Here is an 18,533-nt window from a genome sequence, read left to right on the forward strand (position 1 = left end):
TATGTTACGGAATCGGGTTTTTTATTGTTTAAAAAGGTTATCGGATATGAAAAGAAAAGTCATCGCTATTATCACAATATTCTGCTTCGTATTCTCATTTGTTATCGCGCAACCATTACAGGCATCTTTAGAGAGGATACGGGACATAAATTCTGTAAACGAAATACTTGACGGTTTTATGCTGCCTGCGTCTGTGGGGCGGATAACGGATAACTACAGTTCAGAGTTCGGTGTGTCCTTGGGTCGCGAAGCGGAAGTTCAGAGTTCGGAGTTTAAAAATCAAGGGTTTGGAAGCAGTCCTGGACTACGAACTAATAACTCAAATACTGTAGTAATTAACATCCAGGATCTCCACTGCCATCCTGAAGTTCAAAGAAATATATCAAAAATCATATCGATTATAGATAACAAATACCATATAAAACATGTATATATTGAAGGCGCCTATGGTTCTGTAGATACTTCCTGGCTTACCGGTGTAAAAGACAAGGAATTAAATGCAAAGGTTCTTGAAGTGCTCATGGAAACAGGGAAGTTATCTGGATCTGAGTATTATGCTGCGCTCTCCGGGAGGAACGACCTGTTATTTGGAGTTGATGACAAAAGACTTCATTGTCAAAACGTCCTCAGGTTAAATACCATTGTATCTGAACAGGAGCAAATTAATCAAAAAATCGAAAACCTTGCCAGGGATTTAGAAGTATTAAAAAATATATATTATGATGCTGATAACAAGAGGCTTGATACTATCCTTAAGAAGTACAAAAACGGCGCTATCAATCCTAAAAAATTCTATAAGGCCCTTGCCAAATATTCTTTGGAACTGGACATAGACATCCGTGATTACAAAAATACGTCTGAGTTCATAAAAACATTTGACAGGTCTTTTGATTACAAAAAAGTCTCAAAAGAACTGCAGGCACTTTTAGGGCTGTTAAAACAAAAACTTCCTTATCAAGCATATCAAAACCTGGCGGTAAAAACAGCCAACTTTTCCCAGCTGCAGTATTTGTGCCTGTACTTGCCTAAGATAGCTGCTAAATACAAACTTGACATTTCAAACGACTACCCCAACCTTAAAAAGTTTTTTGATTACCTCGAGATAAGCCAGGGCATAAATTCTATAAAACTTATCAGTGAAGAATATAAACTGCTCAATGAAATCAGGCTAAGGCTTGCACGTAAAAAGAGTGAACGTGACATTATATTTTTGATTGAATTTTCAAGATATCTTAAAGATTATCTGTCCTACAAAAGCTCATCTGAAGATTACGATTTTGTCCGCGAGAACCTGTCAAAATTTGAGCTTTTGTGGAAACAATATATCGGAAATAACAAGCTCTCTCAAATAAAAGACAGCCTCGGCCTGCTCGAAGACTATTATCAGGTGAACCTGAAGAGAAATGAGTGCCTGCTTAATAACTGCATGAACGGCAGGGTACAGGGGGCAGGGCTCAGGGTTCAGGCGCTCAATGAAACAGCATTCCAGCATAAGCAGGATGTAAGCATGGTTTCTAAGCCTCAGAGCTTCACAGCTTCAGAGCAGGACGACATAGTCGTGCTTGTGACCGGCGGTTTCCATACTCAGGGTATTTCTGTCCTTATGAAGGAACGGGGCATCCCTTACATTGTCATTACCCCTAATGTAACCCAGGATAATGCGTTTTCTGAATCTGTATATGCAGAGCTGCTTCAGGCTCAGACAAGGATAATAAAGGCTGCTTCTCAACGCATGAATCAACCGGTCCAACAGGGCACTGTCAAAGGCCTGGATTCGCTGCAGATAGTAGTGCTTTCAGCTCTCGGTCTTCTTGATAAAGTGCCGTTACTGGCAGACGACTTAATGGCAGGGTTATATAAAGATCCGAAGTTCAACAAAAACGGCAAGCTCGATATAGGTGCCAGCAACCGGTTATTCGGCCAGCTTTTTAAAGAAATAGGAGACACAGGCAAAACAAACGTTCTAGTAGAAGAAACTGAAACAGGGTATAAACTTTCCATACATTATGCCGATATAGCTGATCCGGATAAAGCATTAGTTAAGACCATAGCTTATGATAAAAAATGCAAACGCATTACAGGCGATGAGGCCGTAGCTTCGGCAAAACTAAGCCCGCAGGAAGTGCGCAAAGCGCTCAGAAACTATGTCCAGAAAAATAAATGGATAATTCCCAAAGACATATTGACGACCCTCGAAGACAAGGCGGTAAATGCCGCCGGGCTGGGATACATAGGCGATAAGCTTAAGAAAGGATTGTCAATGCTCCTTGCCGAGACCCTGCTGCTTACTGCTGGTACTATAGCAGCAAAAATGCTTATCCACGTCAGCCTTCTGACTCCTAGTCCGGTTTCACCTATAATAATCGGAGCTGCACTGTTGCTGGGCGCTGTATTTTCCTTCATGCATTCCGATCTATATCGTGAAGGCCTGGACAGGAGAGAAAGGATACTGTTGTTCTTTAACAGGTTCCTGGGAGGGGCGGGTTTGAGCTTGCTGCTTTTTGCCGCTCCGCTTGAGCTGGCCATACCGCTGGCGGCCGGGATCCATGAACTATGGAATTTTTTGGCTCTGGCCGGGGAACGGTACCGCTACTATGAAGGAAGGAATCTAGGAAAACTTGTACTGAAAAATATGCGGGTGCTTTCTCTGAGCGGGCCGCAAAAGCTTTATGAAGTTATCTCCGGCGCCGAAGTGCTTAAAACCCTGGGTTTTGACGTCAAAAAAACCGCCAGCGGGCGGCTTGTAATAGATAAAAAGGACTATGAACTTTTTAACGAATTGAAAAAATCTCATGCCAGCTTTAATCGTGACGTGCTAAAAGATTTTCCTCTGGCGCAAAGCTACATATTTTCCCTGCGGGCCCAGGAACGCTTTGTCAAAACCGTGCTTGAGTTCATAAACGCTTACCAAAAGCTCCCCAAAGAAAAAAAGAAGGGTTATGAAATAGGCAGGGATGCTTCAGGCAGGGCTAATGTCGAGCCTTTAGGGCAAGCTATCCTTTTTGCCATTAAACAACATTACGGCGACCTGATAGGAGCTGACAATATCTTAAAGCACCTTTTCCACTTTTATCCATTTATCAGGCCTTCTGATTTATCCAATAAAAAACTTCTGGACGATTTATTTTCCATCAAGCCTGATTATAAAAATTATGTTGAAACAGCAGCCTATGCTTTAGCTACTAATGATCCGGTATTATTTAATTTAGAGAGCGGCAGCGACCGGGTTTTGATGGAAGCTTTGGACCGCGTGTCCAGGGACAGGAGTATAACGGTCTCAAAGCTGTGGGCCCATCCGTTCACTGAAGAAGGCCAGATCCTGGGGCAGAAGGTCCCGCGCAAGAGCGATAACCACATCGTCCTCGGGTACGGCGAGCTTACCAGGTGCATAAAAGAAGCCGGTAAGGAAGTGGAAACAGCCGGGAAGGAAGGGCGGCCGCCCCGTAAACATGTGCTTATCATTAAAAATGTCGAGTCTATGCAGCCAGAGGTGCGCATAATGCTTCAGGAACTTCTTAACCTTAGGGAAACAACGCATCCTGAATTCGGTACTATCAGGCTGCCGGACAATTTCCAGATACTGTTCACTAAACATGAAGGTGCAAACCTGCAGGATGAATCGTTCTATGACCGCCTTATTGTAAAGAAGGTAAAAAAACCGGCAGGTTTTAAACCTGCTGCCTTAACGGCATTTCCGGAACAGGTGAATGAAAGAAACTATACCGATTACTTGCGTATTGATAGGGAAAACAGCGCTGTGTTCCTGGTGATAGACAATACCAAAATCCCGTTATCGGAAGGACAATTTGGCACTCTGAAAGAAGGTTTAAAGGGAGAGGATGTGCTGGATGCTGTCCATGAAAGGAGCGGGCTCATACTGGATTTTGATACTATTAAAATGCTTTATTTTTATCATCAGGCTGCGGTAACAAAAACTAAGATCCTTCAGCTGCAGGGGGCGACCGGCGTAGGAAAGACCTACACTGCCGGCAAGCACGCAAAATCGCAAGGCAAGGATTTTTACAGCGGTTCTACGAGCGAGGGTACGGAGCTGGCTGATTTCATAGGCGGTTTTGAAATGGACGCAAGCGGCGCTTTGAGTTTTAATCCGTCAACAACATTCAAGGAACGGGCTGAGGCTGAAAACGGGAGCGTAATAGCGCTCAGCGAGTTCAATACCCTTATTGATGACCAGGAACGTACAGCCCTGGCCTGGTGGCTTGTCCAGGTGGCGGAAGCAAAACCGGGGGATGAGGTAGGGGATATAACAATCCGGCTTACTGAAGTACCCGTACCGGAAGGCGAAGAAGTCAAGGTTATCCGCATAAGCCCCAAGACGCAGATCGTAGTTGATATAAATCCAGCCGATTATATAGCCAGGGGCATATTCCCTGACGTTTGGAAAGAATATGTGCCTGTGATTACAGTTGATAAGTTTGTTACCGGCAATGAAAGCCGTAAAGAAAGCGAGATAGACAAACTTTTCCTCTATGCCTCAATGTATCTCAAGCACGGCTGGAAGACGGAAGCTGGTGCCGTAAAAGCCCCGGGCATAAGTGATGCTAAATTACGCGGGCAGATTTCTTCTACTCTTGCCTTTGCCTACTTATGTGTCGTAGCTTCGTATGCAGGCGGTAAACTGGGGGCTCAGGAAAAAAAGATTTTTTCTGCCCGCGAGCTGCGGCGCCTTTGCGAAGACGTATTGTATGACATCTCTTTGGGCAAAGATGAGAAAACAGCTGTTGCCAAGGCTGTCCGCACCCATCTCGTTGCCGGCTGGAAAGAACCGTCTGACCAAAAAACTGTTATTGAAGCACTCCAGGAAATGTTTACATATAACGGAATGAAGATCAGGGCTTCAGCTATAATGAATCTATTCGAATCTCCTAAGAAGTTAAAGGAAACTAGAAGCTTTGCATCTGCTGATATAAGAGCTGAAGTCTTAGCCCTGGTGCCGCCGGAGTCTCTTGAGTCTTTGAATAAACCTACCGGATTTACTGAATTTGTAACAGACCAGATGCTTACCAAAGGGCGCCTGGTTCATATAAACGTTGAGCCGGATACCGACCTGCAGCATGAGATCAAAAACCTTGAATCATCAGTTAACGGCACAATAAAAACAATACCCGTCACGGATAAAACAGACCGTTTTATGCTTGAAGGAGGCCTGGTCCCTACACCTGACGGGCTCGGGACTGTATTCGGGCAGGGACTGTTGGGAAAATTACGCGAAGAAGCTTTAAGAGACCCTTCAAAACAGGTAGTATACATTTTAGATAATATCCACAACATGAGGCCGGAAGATGCTGTAGCCCTTAATGAGATCAGCCAATTGCCTGCGAATGCGCACATTCTGATGATAAGCCGCTCGCCTCTGTTGTGGTCGCCCGCGGAGCAATCCCGCTATCCCTTATTATGCTACCGGCAGGCAAACGAGTACCGCCGGCAATACCTGGCTGAAAAACTGCTGAACGTACTTAAGGTCCAGCACAAGGTTTCTGATATAGTGATCAGGAACCTGTTCAACCTGTTAGAAAAAACCTATCAAAACCTCAAGAACGACTTCGCAGGGCAGCCCTTTCAGGTACAAATATCACACAGGAAGTTCGTGCTGTTCCTGGCCCGGCTAAGTACAATGATAGCAGAAACTCCCAGGGGAGTTCTTAATTCAGCTCTTCTGTACGAATATATTGAAAGGGCTTTTGAACTTGTTTTTCTTCTCGATTTTGAACCGGTACAGCGTGCGGCTCTGAGCCGCAAGTTTTTAAGGGCTCTAGTTCAATATCTAAGCACCAGCCAGTTGACTGAGGAACTCAGCGCACAGCAAAAAATGCAGTTTCCCAAAGGTGTTGAACTCGTCCAGGCTCAATTTGAGTTTGAGAATGGAAAGGCTGATGCAGTGTCCAGGGATGCAGCAGCTGGTAAAATAGCTGATATCCTGAAAGCCAATCCGGATATAGGAATGTGGGAATATCCGGCGCCGGCTGAGCTTGAAAAAGGGGACATCGTGCGTACATACAGAGCAGGTAAGGCCTCAGGCGACGTACCGGACAGCCATAAAAGAACAAGAGCGCAGACTAATGACGGCAAAACCTGGGCAACCGGCTATGTGTTTGACGAGGTACGCATACATACTCTTGATAGGGACGGGAATCACCGCGAGAAACCGCTCGATTATGCAAGCATTGCATTAAAAGAGAAAGAAGATAAAGACAAATTTAAAGATAAATATAAAGGTAAAAGGATTAGAACGATAGCTCTCAGCAGTGACGGTAAAACCATGGTCGTAGGAGCAGATGATGCTATTACTGGAGGGAAAGTATTAATTTTTAATATAAACGATTTGGGGGAACCTGTTTATAAGGCGCTGGTTCCGATATTTATGGATATTAAGGGAATTGCTTTGAGCAGTGACGGCAGGACCCTTATGACATCCGATAATTTATGGACGAATGTATATACCCTTTCTTCCGAAGGAGAAATCATTAAAGAAAGCGTCATAAATGACGACGGGACAGTTACCGATGAAGAGAAAAAAGATACCATGACATCACTGGATGACGAAATTATAGAAGTTTCAATGAGCATCAGCGGCAATGTCCTGGCTATAGGAAAGTATGGAGGGGTAACTAACGTTTATCAAATGGGAGATGACGGAAAACCCGTTATGATAGGAAAAATAAACGCGGGTACTGCAGGAACTAATATTACTTCACTTTCAGTAAGTGGCGACGGCAAGACCATAGTTGTTACTACCGGTAATAAACAGGTACGGGTGTTTCACAGGGGAGATGACGGGGCAATACCATTATTGCCTGCGGCGGTTATTGATTTTGATGAGGACTCTATTAAATCAATTGCTGTAAGTGATGATGGAAAGACTTTAGTATTAGCACACTATAACCTAACAGGGAATGCTCAGGTAGAAGTGTATACTATAAATTCCTACGCAGAACCTTTCGCTGTGCTTCAAGGAAGCCTGGACGTACCTGCAAGACAGATCACCCAGGTAGCAATGAATGCCGACGGCTCTAATATAACGGTAAGCGGCGATGACGGCAAAACTTATGATTTTGAGAAATCGGAGTTTATAATTGAAGATAACGAAATTGTGCTGAAACTTGATAGTAAAGAAAGAATACCCCGCAGGAGCCTTTCCGAGGTTTGTGAAGTCCTGGATACTCACAGCAGCGTAAGCACTCCGCTTGAAAGAATAAAAAAGATCCAGGAAGCATTGTATTCTACTAAAACAGCTGACGGAATAAAAAGGATAGCAGCCGAACTAAGGAAGATTCTAAAAAGCAGGGCTGCTGCCTTATCGTGGAAAACCGCAGATACAGATAAACTTGCCGTTTCAGATGTTATGTATGGCTACGGGATAACTAAGAATATAACGGATTTTGACGGTTCTTTGCTGGAATCTGCAGCCCTGAGCGGTGACGGCAAAACTATAATAAAAATAAATGCGTCTAAGGAAATGAGCATTTGCAGTGCTTCAGCTGACAATTCTTTTATAAGGGGCAGTTCCCTGGGTCTCCAATCTAATTTTATAGATGTATTAGCGGTAAGCGAAGACGGCGGGACCGTTGTGTTAAGAAACAGGAACGGTGATTCGTTTTTAATGATAAATGGAGAAATTAGAATTTTCCCCGGATTGGTTCCTCTTAACTCTGGTGCAGCGGTAAGCCAGGACGGATCAACAGTAGTATTTAATACTAAAAAGGGCAAAACATATGTGTTTAAGATTAATTATGAAGGGGAAGAGGCTAAGATCAGCAATCCAAGGATTATTGAAACTGAACTTATTGCCGATTCAGTATCCTTAAGCAGTGACGGCAAGACTCTTGTGCTTGGAATGGCTGATTGGAATACCCGCGTATACAGGCTGGATAACGACAGAATACCCGGTTTAATAGCAACGTTGTCTGATGCAAAAAGCAGCATAACATCGGTTGCTGTAGCAGGAGACGGAAGTACCATAGCTGTAGGAAGTAAAGATAAGAAGGTGTATGTCTACAGGGTTGGCCAGGACGGTACAGTCAATCAGTCCCCTGCAGTGGCACTTGAAGATGCCGCAAACCCGATAACGTCTGTTTCTATGAACAGGGACGGCACGGCGCTAATAGCCTCAGACGGCAGTGAAAACCTGTGTATCTATAATCTGGAATACGGCGAAAATATTTCAGATAAGCCTTCAGTATTAAAGAGCCGTATTACTGCTGCAGAGAAAATCCAATCAGCCTCTATAACACTGGACGGCTCGGCCATCCTTGCCATAAGCAGCGATAAGAAAACATTCCTGATTAAATATGCACCTTACCTGATAAATAATCTTGCTTTAGCAACAAACCTCGATAGCGAGGAAAGAATAAACCTCGAACGCCTTTCAACTACCTGCAAACTGCTGGATACAAAAGCTGATATGACACCCGAACAACGGCTTCGCCAGGCCCATAGCGAGGTTATAAATGCCGCAGATGATATAAAGGCCCGTGCGCTGGAGGAGATGAGAACGGTTTTAAAAACGTCTCCTCTTTCCAATGCCTTGGAATACAGGAATGCGGACGAGCTGCAGCCGCCGGATATTATAAGCACGTATAAAATAAAAAATACTATTTCCACTGGCAGAGATGATGAGATGATTAATTCGCTGGCACAAAACGATAAATATATAGTCGGCGGCTGCAGCGACGGGAAAGTGCGGGTTTATGCCAAGGTTAACGATAAAGCCAACCCTGACCCTGTTGCGTTTTGTGATATCGAAGATAGTATTATTTCAACAGCGATAAGCGGAGACACTATAATAATAGGAACCAGCAATGATAAAAAAGAATGCAACAATGTGTATATATTCCGCATCGGAGAACGGGAAGGAGCGGTTAGTCTGGCCCCTGTATCCCGTCTTAGCATCGAAGGTAAAATCACGGACGTTGTTAGTGACGGTAATACTTTGGTTGTAGCCGCCTATACTGATGTCGCTAAAGCGCATGTATACAGTATGAATAAAGACAAAACAATACATGAATTATTGTCATCAATTAATTGCCCTGACGGATTTGATTCGATAAAATTATACGGAAATACTCTAGCGGTAAGCAAGCCGGCTAGGGACAACACGGAAACAGTGTATATGTACAGAGTTGAAAAAAATAGTTCAGAACCTGTTGATTCCTTTGTGATTGAAGAGTCAGTCCCCGGTTTGGCAATTTATGAAGATTTTGTAGTTGTTTTAGGGTTTAAACCCTGGGAAAGCGGCGTTATTATGCAGATATATAATAGAAAAGAACGAAAAATAACAGAGTCTGTCAGCATACCCTACCTTCCTACTGCAATAGAAAGGGATGGAAACACCCTTGTAGTTGGCACAGAGAACGGTTATGTCTACGTCTATGGAATAGTAGACGGTAAAATCAGCCCTGAAGCAATACAGGAAATGCATGTCCGGGGCGGAGTTGTATCCCTGGCGGTTAGTGATGATACAACAGCGGTTTTAAATGATAAAGGGAATATATATTTATTTGGAAAAACCCCTTCTTACATAATAAAAGACGGCGATAAGATGATACAAATTGAAACAGGAGCTGTAATAAGCAAAACAAAGCTCCCAAAATTGTGCGAGGTAGTGAAGTTTGAACAGCATGAAGCTGCTCTGCCTGAGCAAAAACCGTTTAAACAGCTCTATGGCAAGAAAACGTTTTATTTTGAAGCCGGGCAGGACGATACCCTATACCTGAATTTTAATGGAAAACGGTATAAAACCCGGCATACATTGATAAAATCCATTGAAAAACAGGGTGAATATACACCGGTTGATTTTAGCGCTTTGCGAAACCCGTATAAAGAAGGCAGGCTTCCATGCACTAAACAAGATTTTCTTATGAGGACTGATTTGCTGGCGGAAGTGGAAGACTCTATAGTACAGGCTTTTGCTGAAGGCTGGCATGTTGATTTGGAAGGCCCTCCCGGCGGGGGCAAGACGAGTATCGGCCGCGAGATGGCGATGCTTTTTGGATTGCCGCGGCACCTGTTCCAGATGCACGGTGAGCGGGAATTGGCAGACCTTATAGGCGGTTTTAAGGAAGACAGCCAGGGAAGGCTGATCCTGACCAGCGAGCCGGTCAAAGATGCAAACGGCGCGGTTATCTTTGATAAGAAAGACGGCAAGCCTCATTACAGGCAGAAATTCCTGGAGTGTCTGGTGCACGGCGGCGTGTACATTTTTGATGAAGGCGCTGTGGGCGAACAGGGCAGGGAGCTGCTGAGCTGGCTCAGCGCTGTAGGCAGAGGAGATACTGAAATATACCTTGAGGAGTTTCCCGGCCGCACTATTAAGCTTGAAGTAAGCAAAGATTTTCATATCGTTATTACCAACAACACGCTTAAGTACCCGTTGAAAAGCGAAATTGCATCTAATATTCAATTTATTTATGTGGACGAAGATGATTCGGCTCCTGTCCTTGAAAATCTTTTTGAATATATACTCGGAGATAATACGTCCCTGCCTAAAGACAGGAAAACAGCCTTGGCAAAGATAGCAGCGGCTGTTTACTGGGATGTGAAGCCTCTGATAGGAAAAAATCTGGGGAAAGAAAAAAAGAACAGGTACCTTGTTTCAAAACGTGAAATACGGCGCATAGCATCACAGGTCCGCAAACAGGTGCAGGCTCTCGGCCCTGATGATGACATGTACATATTGTACAAGTCCCTGTTCGTCGTGTTTGAAGTTATGTTCCCGCACCCGGAAGAACGGATTCTGGCCCATAGGATCATTCAAAACAGGCTGGGCAGTGACTTAACCCAGCAGTTTGAGGAGAGGCTTAAGCAAGAGATAAAACAGAAGTTTGGCAGCGCTTTAACCTGGACTGAAGCCTGTGCAGCGTTTGTGACCGAGGCCATGTTTGACCAGGATGAGCCTGTATGTTATATAGCCGAACATGATGCCAGGGCTCAGGACGTTATCGCCCAGCTGGCAGATAAACACAAGGCGGAACGAGTGGTCATAGATGCGCTTCCTGAACATACAGAGCTTGAAATCCTGGGCGGTTCATTACCCATTTTTGGAGGGCCCGGGTCAAAAAAATCAATGTTTGTACCGGGAAGCATAACCAAATACCTGCTCAAGCAGGAAGAGCTTGAAAATCAGGCAAAAAGGGATGAAGTTATTGTCTGGATCCGGAACATAGACCAGTGGAACGAGGAAATACGCACCGCTCTTTACGGGCTCCTTGAGGACGGTTATATAGAGTTGGAAGACGAAGAAGGCTCTGTCCATACTTATTATAAGCCGCCGTGGGTGCACCTGGTGTCTGACCTTTCGTTTGACAATACTGAGGATTTTAACAGTGCGTTTTTCAACCGGTGGATAAAGATCGGGTTGTCGAACGAAAAACCCGCGGGTTTTGATGCAGAAGGAAAGGAAGATAAGAAACTAAAAAGTGATTTTGAAATGGTGTTAGAAAAAGGCTATAGCCTGGACCCGCTAGAACGTACGATACTGACAAACCTGTATGCCGGGTTAAAGGAGATGGACGAAAAACCTTATTGGGCGCGGCAGGCGAGGTATGATCTAGGCCCTGAAATATTCTATATGCTGGCAGACGCTATAATACAGGCGAAAGAAGAAAATAATGAATGGCAGCAGCTCCTCCTGCGTATAGAAGAGCTGAAAAAAAGAGGAGATACTAAGTTTGACCCGCGCTCCTGGTCCGGCAGGGGCCCTCCTTCACAAAAAGAGGCAGCAGCCCTCTGGGATGAATATCTTCGTCTTGAAAAAGAAATCCTAGCTCAGGAACTTGTAACCATACTAGGCTACAGGTTTTCCACCCGGTTGTACCCGTCATTACCTTCTGATTTTGAACGTTTTAGAGATGTTGTACAAAATTGTTTATTCCCTGTTTTTGGCACTACCTATTTAACGCTTCCTGACCCGGCTGTTCATGTACGGCCAGAGGGTGTTGTAGAGAGCATCGGGAACGTGCCGTTAAATCCCGGTGAAGGCGCCCTGGCGCCCGGGAAGCTGGGCAAGGACAGCCTTATAGATTATAATTACGAAGCGCGTAAAGGTCTTTCGATCCTTGCCCGGGCAAAGAGGCTGGGCAGGGCGGTATTTCTTACCGGGGGCCCGGGCTCTCTTAAGACCAGGCTCACCAAACATTTTGCAGATATAACCGGCAGTTTCTACTTTAAATTCCAGTCTCATAAAGCAAGCAGCTACTCAGACCTGACGTTTACTCTTGCCCAGGATGAAACAGGGGCTTTTGAGGTCGAGATGAGAAGCTTCTATAAAATGTTAGAAGAAGAAACACGGGATATAGTCATAGATATAGATGAGGCAAATGCCAACCCTGCGATCCTGGGGGTCCTGGAGCCTTTATTGCGCGGTGAACGCAGGATTTATCCGGCATTTCCCGGGGCAAAACCGATTGACATAAAAGCAAAACACGTTTTGCTTACCATGACCGCAAATCCGGCATTTTTTTCAGGAAGGTCAGAAATAGGCAGGAGAATCACCAGCCGCATGATAATAGCGAATATGAACCAGCCCGGTATAAATGATGAAGCAAATATTATAGGCAGTATATTCTACGGCGTAAATTTAAGAGAACTAGAACCTGAACCGGAAATCGTTAAAACAGCGCAGGAAGAGGCAGTCAAGGAAGAGGAAGCCCGAATAACAATCAAGGAAGAAGTTCCCGCAGATACCGGAGAAGATGAAACAATAACCGGTTATGAGGGTGTTGAAGAAGGGCACTCTTCCGTCGAGCCTGCTGTTGAACTTAAGGCAGAAGCAGCAAAAGGCGCTAAAACCAAAGCAAAAAGTAAAAGAGAAAAACCCCAGGAAGCTAAGAGAACAAAACCGGCTGCCCAGGAGCAGGCTAAAGCGGATGAAACAGCAGAAGAAGTGCAGACCCCTTTAGCTAAAGCAGTACAAGAAGCGCTAACTAATGCACAAGCACAAGAAACAGTAGCTAACGCAGCAGCAGATAAGGTAGCGGCCAAGGACAAGCAGTTTGAAGGAACGTCCGCTCCAGGTAAGCCTGCTGTTGGACCTGGGGCAAAAGCACCTCAAAGAGCTGATAGCGGCGAATACTCCGGCAGCCGGAAGATGGGTGAAAACGCATCCTGGACACGGGAAGAAGAAAATCCTACGCCGGAACAGGTCAGGGAATGGCAAAAGAAAACAGAACCCGCCTACGGCGTATTCAGCCCGGAAATATATCCTAATACGCGGTATAATGTATTAAATAAATTAAAGGTGACAGGCAATAAAATAACTTTATCCGGGCAAAAAGAACCGGACTATCCCGGAGGCAGGGTAAGTTTCACTACCGCTCCTGAACGGGATTTGAAAAAGACCCACGATTTCTTTGACGGTACGTTCCCTGTCGAAGCCTTAAGTTCTTCCTGGCAGCGCGTGCCTTCAGCAGGCGCAGGTATGCTTATGCTCTCTGCAGAGGCAGTGGATGAAAACGGCAAAAAAACAGCTGTTGAGCTTGAATTTGCAAAAGACAGCGCTGATAACTATTATGTGCGCTCGCCAAAGCAGGCTGTGCCTGTTAAAGCGACCCTGAAATACCGCGTTGCAGTGCGCGCCGCTTACTTTAGCAGTGAAATACCTGACGGCACGTTTACTTGGAAAAAAGATATACCCGAACCTGTGGTTGAAGCCCTGGAGCTTATAGGTATAAAACAAGGAGACAGCTATCAAAAGGTAGTATTTAAATTAACAGATTTTTTTAGGAACAAGGTTTCAAGTACCAAGGATATTGAAAATATTACAGGGAATGTATATTTAGATATTATAAAAAGCCCTTACTCTAAGTGTGACCAGCGCACCTTCGCCTTTGTTGTTACAGCGCTCAGTCTGGGGATTGATGCAAGGATGGTAATAACCGGCCCTGAGAAGCATGCTTATCCGGAAATATTTGTGCCGTTTAATGATCTGGGCTGGGTGCGGCTCGGCAAAACCGGGCTTGGCGGCGGCGGAGACCCCATGAAAAATGACCTGAACCAGCTTGCAGGGGAACTGCATAGTGAAAGGTTTAAAAATAATCTTCCCGTGCCTGACCAATTGATAAAGGAATCTGAACGGTGGAAAGAACGCCAGGAAAAAGCTATGGCTCTGCAGGGTATTAAACCGCAGATAAAAACCATGCCCGCTGCAAGCAGCAGCGCTTTACCGGATAAAATAGAGTCTTTAAGCGTCGACAGGCAGGACATAGACCGGAGAGTCCGGTATGGAGTTGACGGTACGATAAGAGGAATAGTACAGGTTATAAAAACGAACGACCCTGTATCTGCCATGATGCTGCAAGGCCAGAGCGGTGAAACCTGGTTTGTTTTTAACCGGATAGTGAGCGCCGTTTTGTCAAAATACCGTACAACAACAAAAATGGTGCGCAGAGGCATAGGAGAAGTAGACGTGCAGGCAGTGGCAGCCGGAAAAGACAAAAAAATAAAAATAAGAAGAAAGGTGAATAAACCGCGGTCTGTGGCTGCTATGAACCTCATTGATTTTAGCGGCAGCCAGGAACCCAGGAAAAATGAGCTTGAGTATACTATAAGTATGATAGGCAGGCGGTTTTGGCAAGTAGGCCAGGTCATACCTCACAATTTTTTATGGGACCTGACCCATTTCACCAACCAGGCATTCAAGCCCGCTGTAGCGTTGGGTGAAAGTTTAACCGAAGACCAGAATGACGAAAGAATAAAGTCTATGGCGAAACTGATCGGCAAAGGCGGCACCAATATCACCGCGGCTCTGTATTGGAAACTGCAGGATTATTTAGCCAGTCAGGAAGCGAAAAATGCTGAGGTTAAGTATCTTGTGTTAGTCACGGATGCCAAGGATGAAGAAGCAGGCATAAAAGACGGCAAAATAACAGATGTCCCGGTAAAAGTAGGAGTGGATGAAAAGACCGGCAAGGATATAGAAATCAGTTTGAAGAAGATACTTGAGCAGTATCGCGAGCAAGGCATAGAAATCATTGCTATCGGCATAGGGGCAGGGGTCAAGGATATAGGTGCCTTTACCGGCCCCGGGGTGTATAATGTCCGTATCGGCCAAGGCAAGAACTATGATATAGCACTGGCCATTGCAAAAATAGCCGAACTTAAGATCACCGGGCCCGGGACCCTGCGCGATTTTGGAGGCGATATTACCGGTTTCCTGCAGCTGGCAGATCCGGATACAGAGAGTGATGAGCCTTTGACCAGTTTATTGGATCCTATACTGAAGGCAGCGGCGCGGTTTATCGCTGACAAAGGTTTTGAAAACGCTACCGTTTATGTAAATGTTCTGCGCAATCTCTTTAATGCTATTTCAGGCCTGTGGGAAGAACCGGTGTTCAGGTACGGCGGGCTTATGGTTATTCCTTCTCTTCTTGGATGCCTGGGAGTTGCTCCGTTACTTGCACTCGGCATCGGGTTGGTGTGGAGCGGCCCGGTATTTTTATTCCTGCATACGTTTATACGCTGGCTCGTGCGTTCAAGCCCGGCAGTTAAGTGGCAGGGATGGAAAAAAGAGCTTGCCGGTGAATTCTTCGTGCCGGTGCCTGCACTAAAACGTACATTGCCAAATACAGTTATGTCCTTTGTTAAATCGCAGGCCTTTGCAACGATAATATACAATGCGGTCTTTATAATATTGGCGGGTTCCAGAGCTCTTGCCTGCGGGATGATACCCGCTGGGCAGCTTATCTCCCTGGCTCTTGTTGCCGCCATTGTTGTGCACATAGCCAAGGATATGAAGATAATATGGGGAAAACAATTAAAGGACAGCATTCTTATAAAACTTCACGCTAAATTCAAAATAGGGTTTCATGAACTGGTCCATGCAACCGAGATTTCAGTGCTGAAGGGGCAGCAGGATATTGATATGCAGCGGGACGGGTTCATTTCAAGAACGCGGTGCGGTATTAATGTGCTTGGTATCGCGCCTGTTACGGGTGCGGAAAGAGAACAGCGTTTAAGGAACGTGCAGGGGATCATTGACAAAGATTTTGTTCAGATCACGAATGAAACCGCCGGAATACCAGCGGTAGTTTTTAAAGGCGAGCGGCTGAAGGTATTTAGAGAGCTTATTGATGCAGGCGACGGCAGTTATGCGGTCCTGCTCCGCTTTGAACAACCGGCAGGCCTAGAAGCCCTGAGCGATGAGGATCTAAGCGAGATCGGGCACCAGGTTATAGGTTTTATTTGTAACAATGACAAGTTCAACAAAGAACTGATGCGCTATCTTCCGGGCCGCAACAGCAAGAAAGCTCTTAAACCTGATATCGTGTACGCAGAGGGAAAACTTGCCGGGTATATGCTCCCCGGCGATGATTTTGAGCAGGCGCTCAGGTATAAAAACACCCTGTTCATCGAGGTAGAAAAAGACAAGGTAAATGCGCAGGGAAATATCTCTGCCGGCGCTGATATCGTCATTTCCTATGATGACGTCACTAGGCTTGATACGGACGTTTTTATTAAAACAAAACTCGGTCCTGCTTACAGGACCAAACTGCGGGAATCCATGATAAGCCGTGAAGCAGAACGGATAATAGAGGTCCGGCTCGGCGCAAATCCCGAGGCTGAATTACCGATAAAAGCGCAGGAACAACTAAAGAAGATCTGCGGCGGCCAGGTTACATCGGCGCTTACTAAATGTGCTGTCATAAGGACACTGGAGCCTGTGCTGGATCCGGATAACAAAGATTTTAAATCCAGAGAAGCCCAGGTATTATCAGCAAGAAAAAAAATGAAAGAACAAATAGAGAGGGGCTATACTGTAAAAAATATGCAGCAGCTGGAACTGCTGCCTTTTCTTTTAGCACGGACCCTGGAATTCTGGCCTTACAGGTTTTACGTTGACTTAAGCGGGCTTGACGGATTAAAAGAAGGTGAGTTTGATACCCTTATGAGTAAGCTGGAAACATTAAGCCGCAGAAACCCTGATACGCGGGTAATATTTGCACTGCCGTTGTCCCTGGAGAGCGCTGTGAGTAGCCGCATGGAACAAAGGATACGGGCGGTGCGTAATTTTTATGTTGAGCGTTTATGTGTTCTTGGCCAGGTTATTCCGCTTGCAAAAGAAGACAACTTGTATTTCCGGATAGTCTATAATAACCTGCTAAACGAAGAAGATAATAAGAAGGCTGCCCGGCGTTTAGCCCAATCAGGAGCCGAGGGGTTTGTCCTCATGCCTCTTGAAAACCTCCAGGTTGCGCAGGTCCTTATGCAGGAGATATTAGAGGGGCTGATAGGCATCTCCCGCCCGCAGACACCGCAGGAACGGTTCATGCAGGCCTACCGGCGCCACGGGCTCGGTTTTTTTGACGAGAAAAATAAGCCTGCGATTAAAATAGAAGACCCGAATTTTAGCGAATTAGCTAAAATTGTGCGTGTTTATTTTACTACCTATCACAAGGAGTTTATTGAACCTCAGGAAAAGAGAACTCTAGAACCCCTCAAAAGCGGCCCGTATATCTCAGGAATGCTTGCTGCCGTGCAAAAAATAATTGAGAACGAACAATTTAGTTCCGGTGAATTATACCGGTTCCGGCTTAAAGCCGAACGGTATATTGAGAAGATAAGGGACTCGAACGGCGATGAACAGCTTGTTTTGTTTAGTGAGTTTATGGGTTTTACGCGCGGTATACTGGAATCATTATATAAAGGGAAAGATACTCCGAACTTCGTGACTGAACGGTGCGATACAGCATACGGTGCGATCCTTATGAATGCTGTAACAGTGCCGGGCACAGCGCTTGAAGAAGTGCCCTTGCTCTTGGCCAGAGGCGATTATGGCCTGGCCGTAGAAATAGTGAATAATGAAATAGACAGGATAGATAAAAGCGCTGCTGCGGATGAAAGCCGGCTGAGGCTGGTTGAAGTGGCAGGCATGCTTTTGGAATACCGCGGCAAAGGGTTTGGCCTGGATAGAAATATGAGGGGAAAAATAAATGAATTTATAGTACGCACTGCGGAAGACTATGTGGTTCAGCTGGCAAAAGAAGGCTTCCTTGAGGGGTTAAATCAAAAGCCGGACGGATTGAAAGCTCTTTTGTATACTACCTTAAACAAAGGAGCAGCAGTGCTGGGCGAACGGGGTGACCAGGGCCGTGCAACCCAATGGCTTGCTTATGCAGATAAGATACTTAATAATCTAAAACCAAAGCTAGGGCAGATATCTCAAGGCAACTATAGGGATGAGGATATTCCTTATTTTTCAGCATATATGAGCCTCTATGTTAATACCGTAACAGGCAGTGATTTCCAAATTGCCGTAGACAAGGTCCTGGCCCGGACTCTTGAAAGCTTTATTGAAGAGGCTGTCCTGCCCGGCGGCGGCTGGTCCGTTACCGAGCTTCTTATAGTATTGGATGTCTATGAACAAAGGTTACCTGAGTTTGGTGATAAGATAAAGGAAACGCTAGGTGCCGGCATCAAAGCCAACCTGTATACCGCCATAGAAGTCGCCGGGTAGAAATAGAGAAATAGGGGACGGCTGAGGCAAAAAAAAGGGGTTTTCAATTAACTCAATTTTTAAA

The 18,533-nt window shown here is 45.3% G+C and carries 1 protein-coding gene; it reads left to right on the forward strand.

Going from position 1 to position 18,533, the window contains the following annotated elements; all coding sequences use genetic code 11:
• Window positions 1-46: 46 nt before the first annotated feature.
• Window positions 47-18,469, forward strand: a complete 18,423-nt coding sequence (locus tag LHV68_09650; GenBank protein MCB4792139.1) for an AAA family ATPase — start codon at window positions 47-49, stop codon at window positions 18,467-18,469.
• The last annotated feature ends 64 nt before the right edge of the window (window positions 18,470-18,533 follow it).

It is taken from the genome of Candidatus Liberimonas magnetica (genome assembly GCA_020523885.1).
Classification (GTDB): Bacteria; Elusimicrobiota; Endomicrobiia; order Endomicrobiales; family JAFGIL01; genus Liberimonas; species Liberimonas magnetica.

What these genes read in the sequence shown, in the direction of transcription:
- LHV68_09650 (MCB4792139.1), top strand. Translation starts at nt 47, where the DNA reads ATGAAAAGAAAAGTCATCGCTATTATCACAATATTCTGCTTCGTATTC.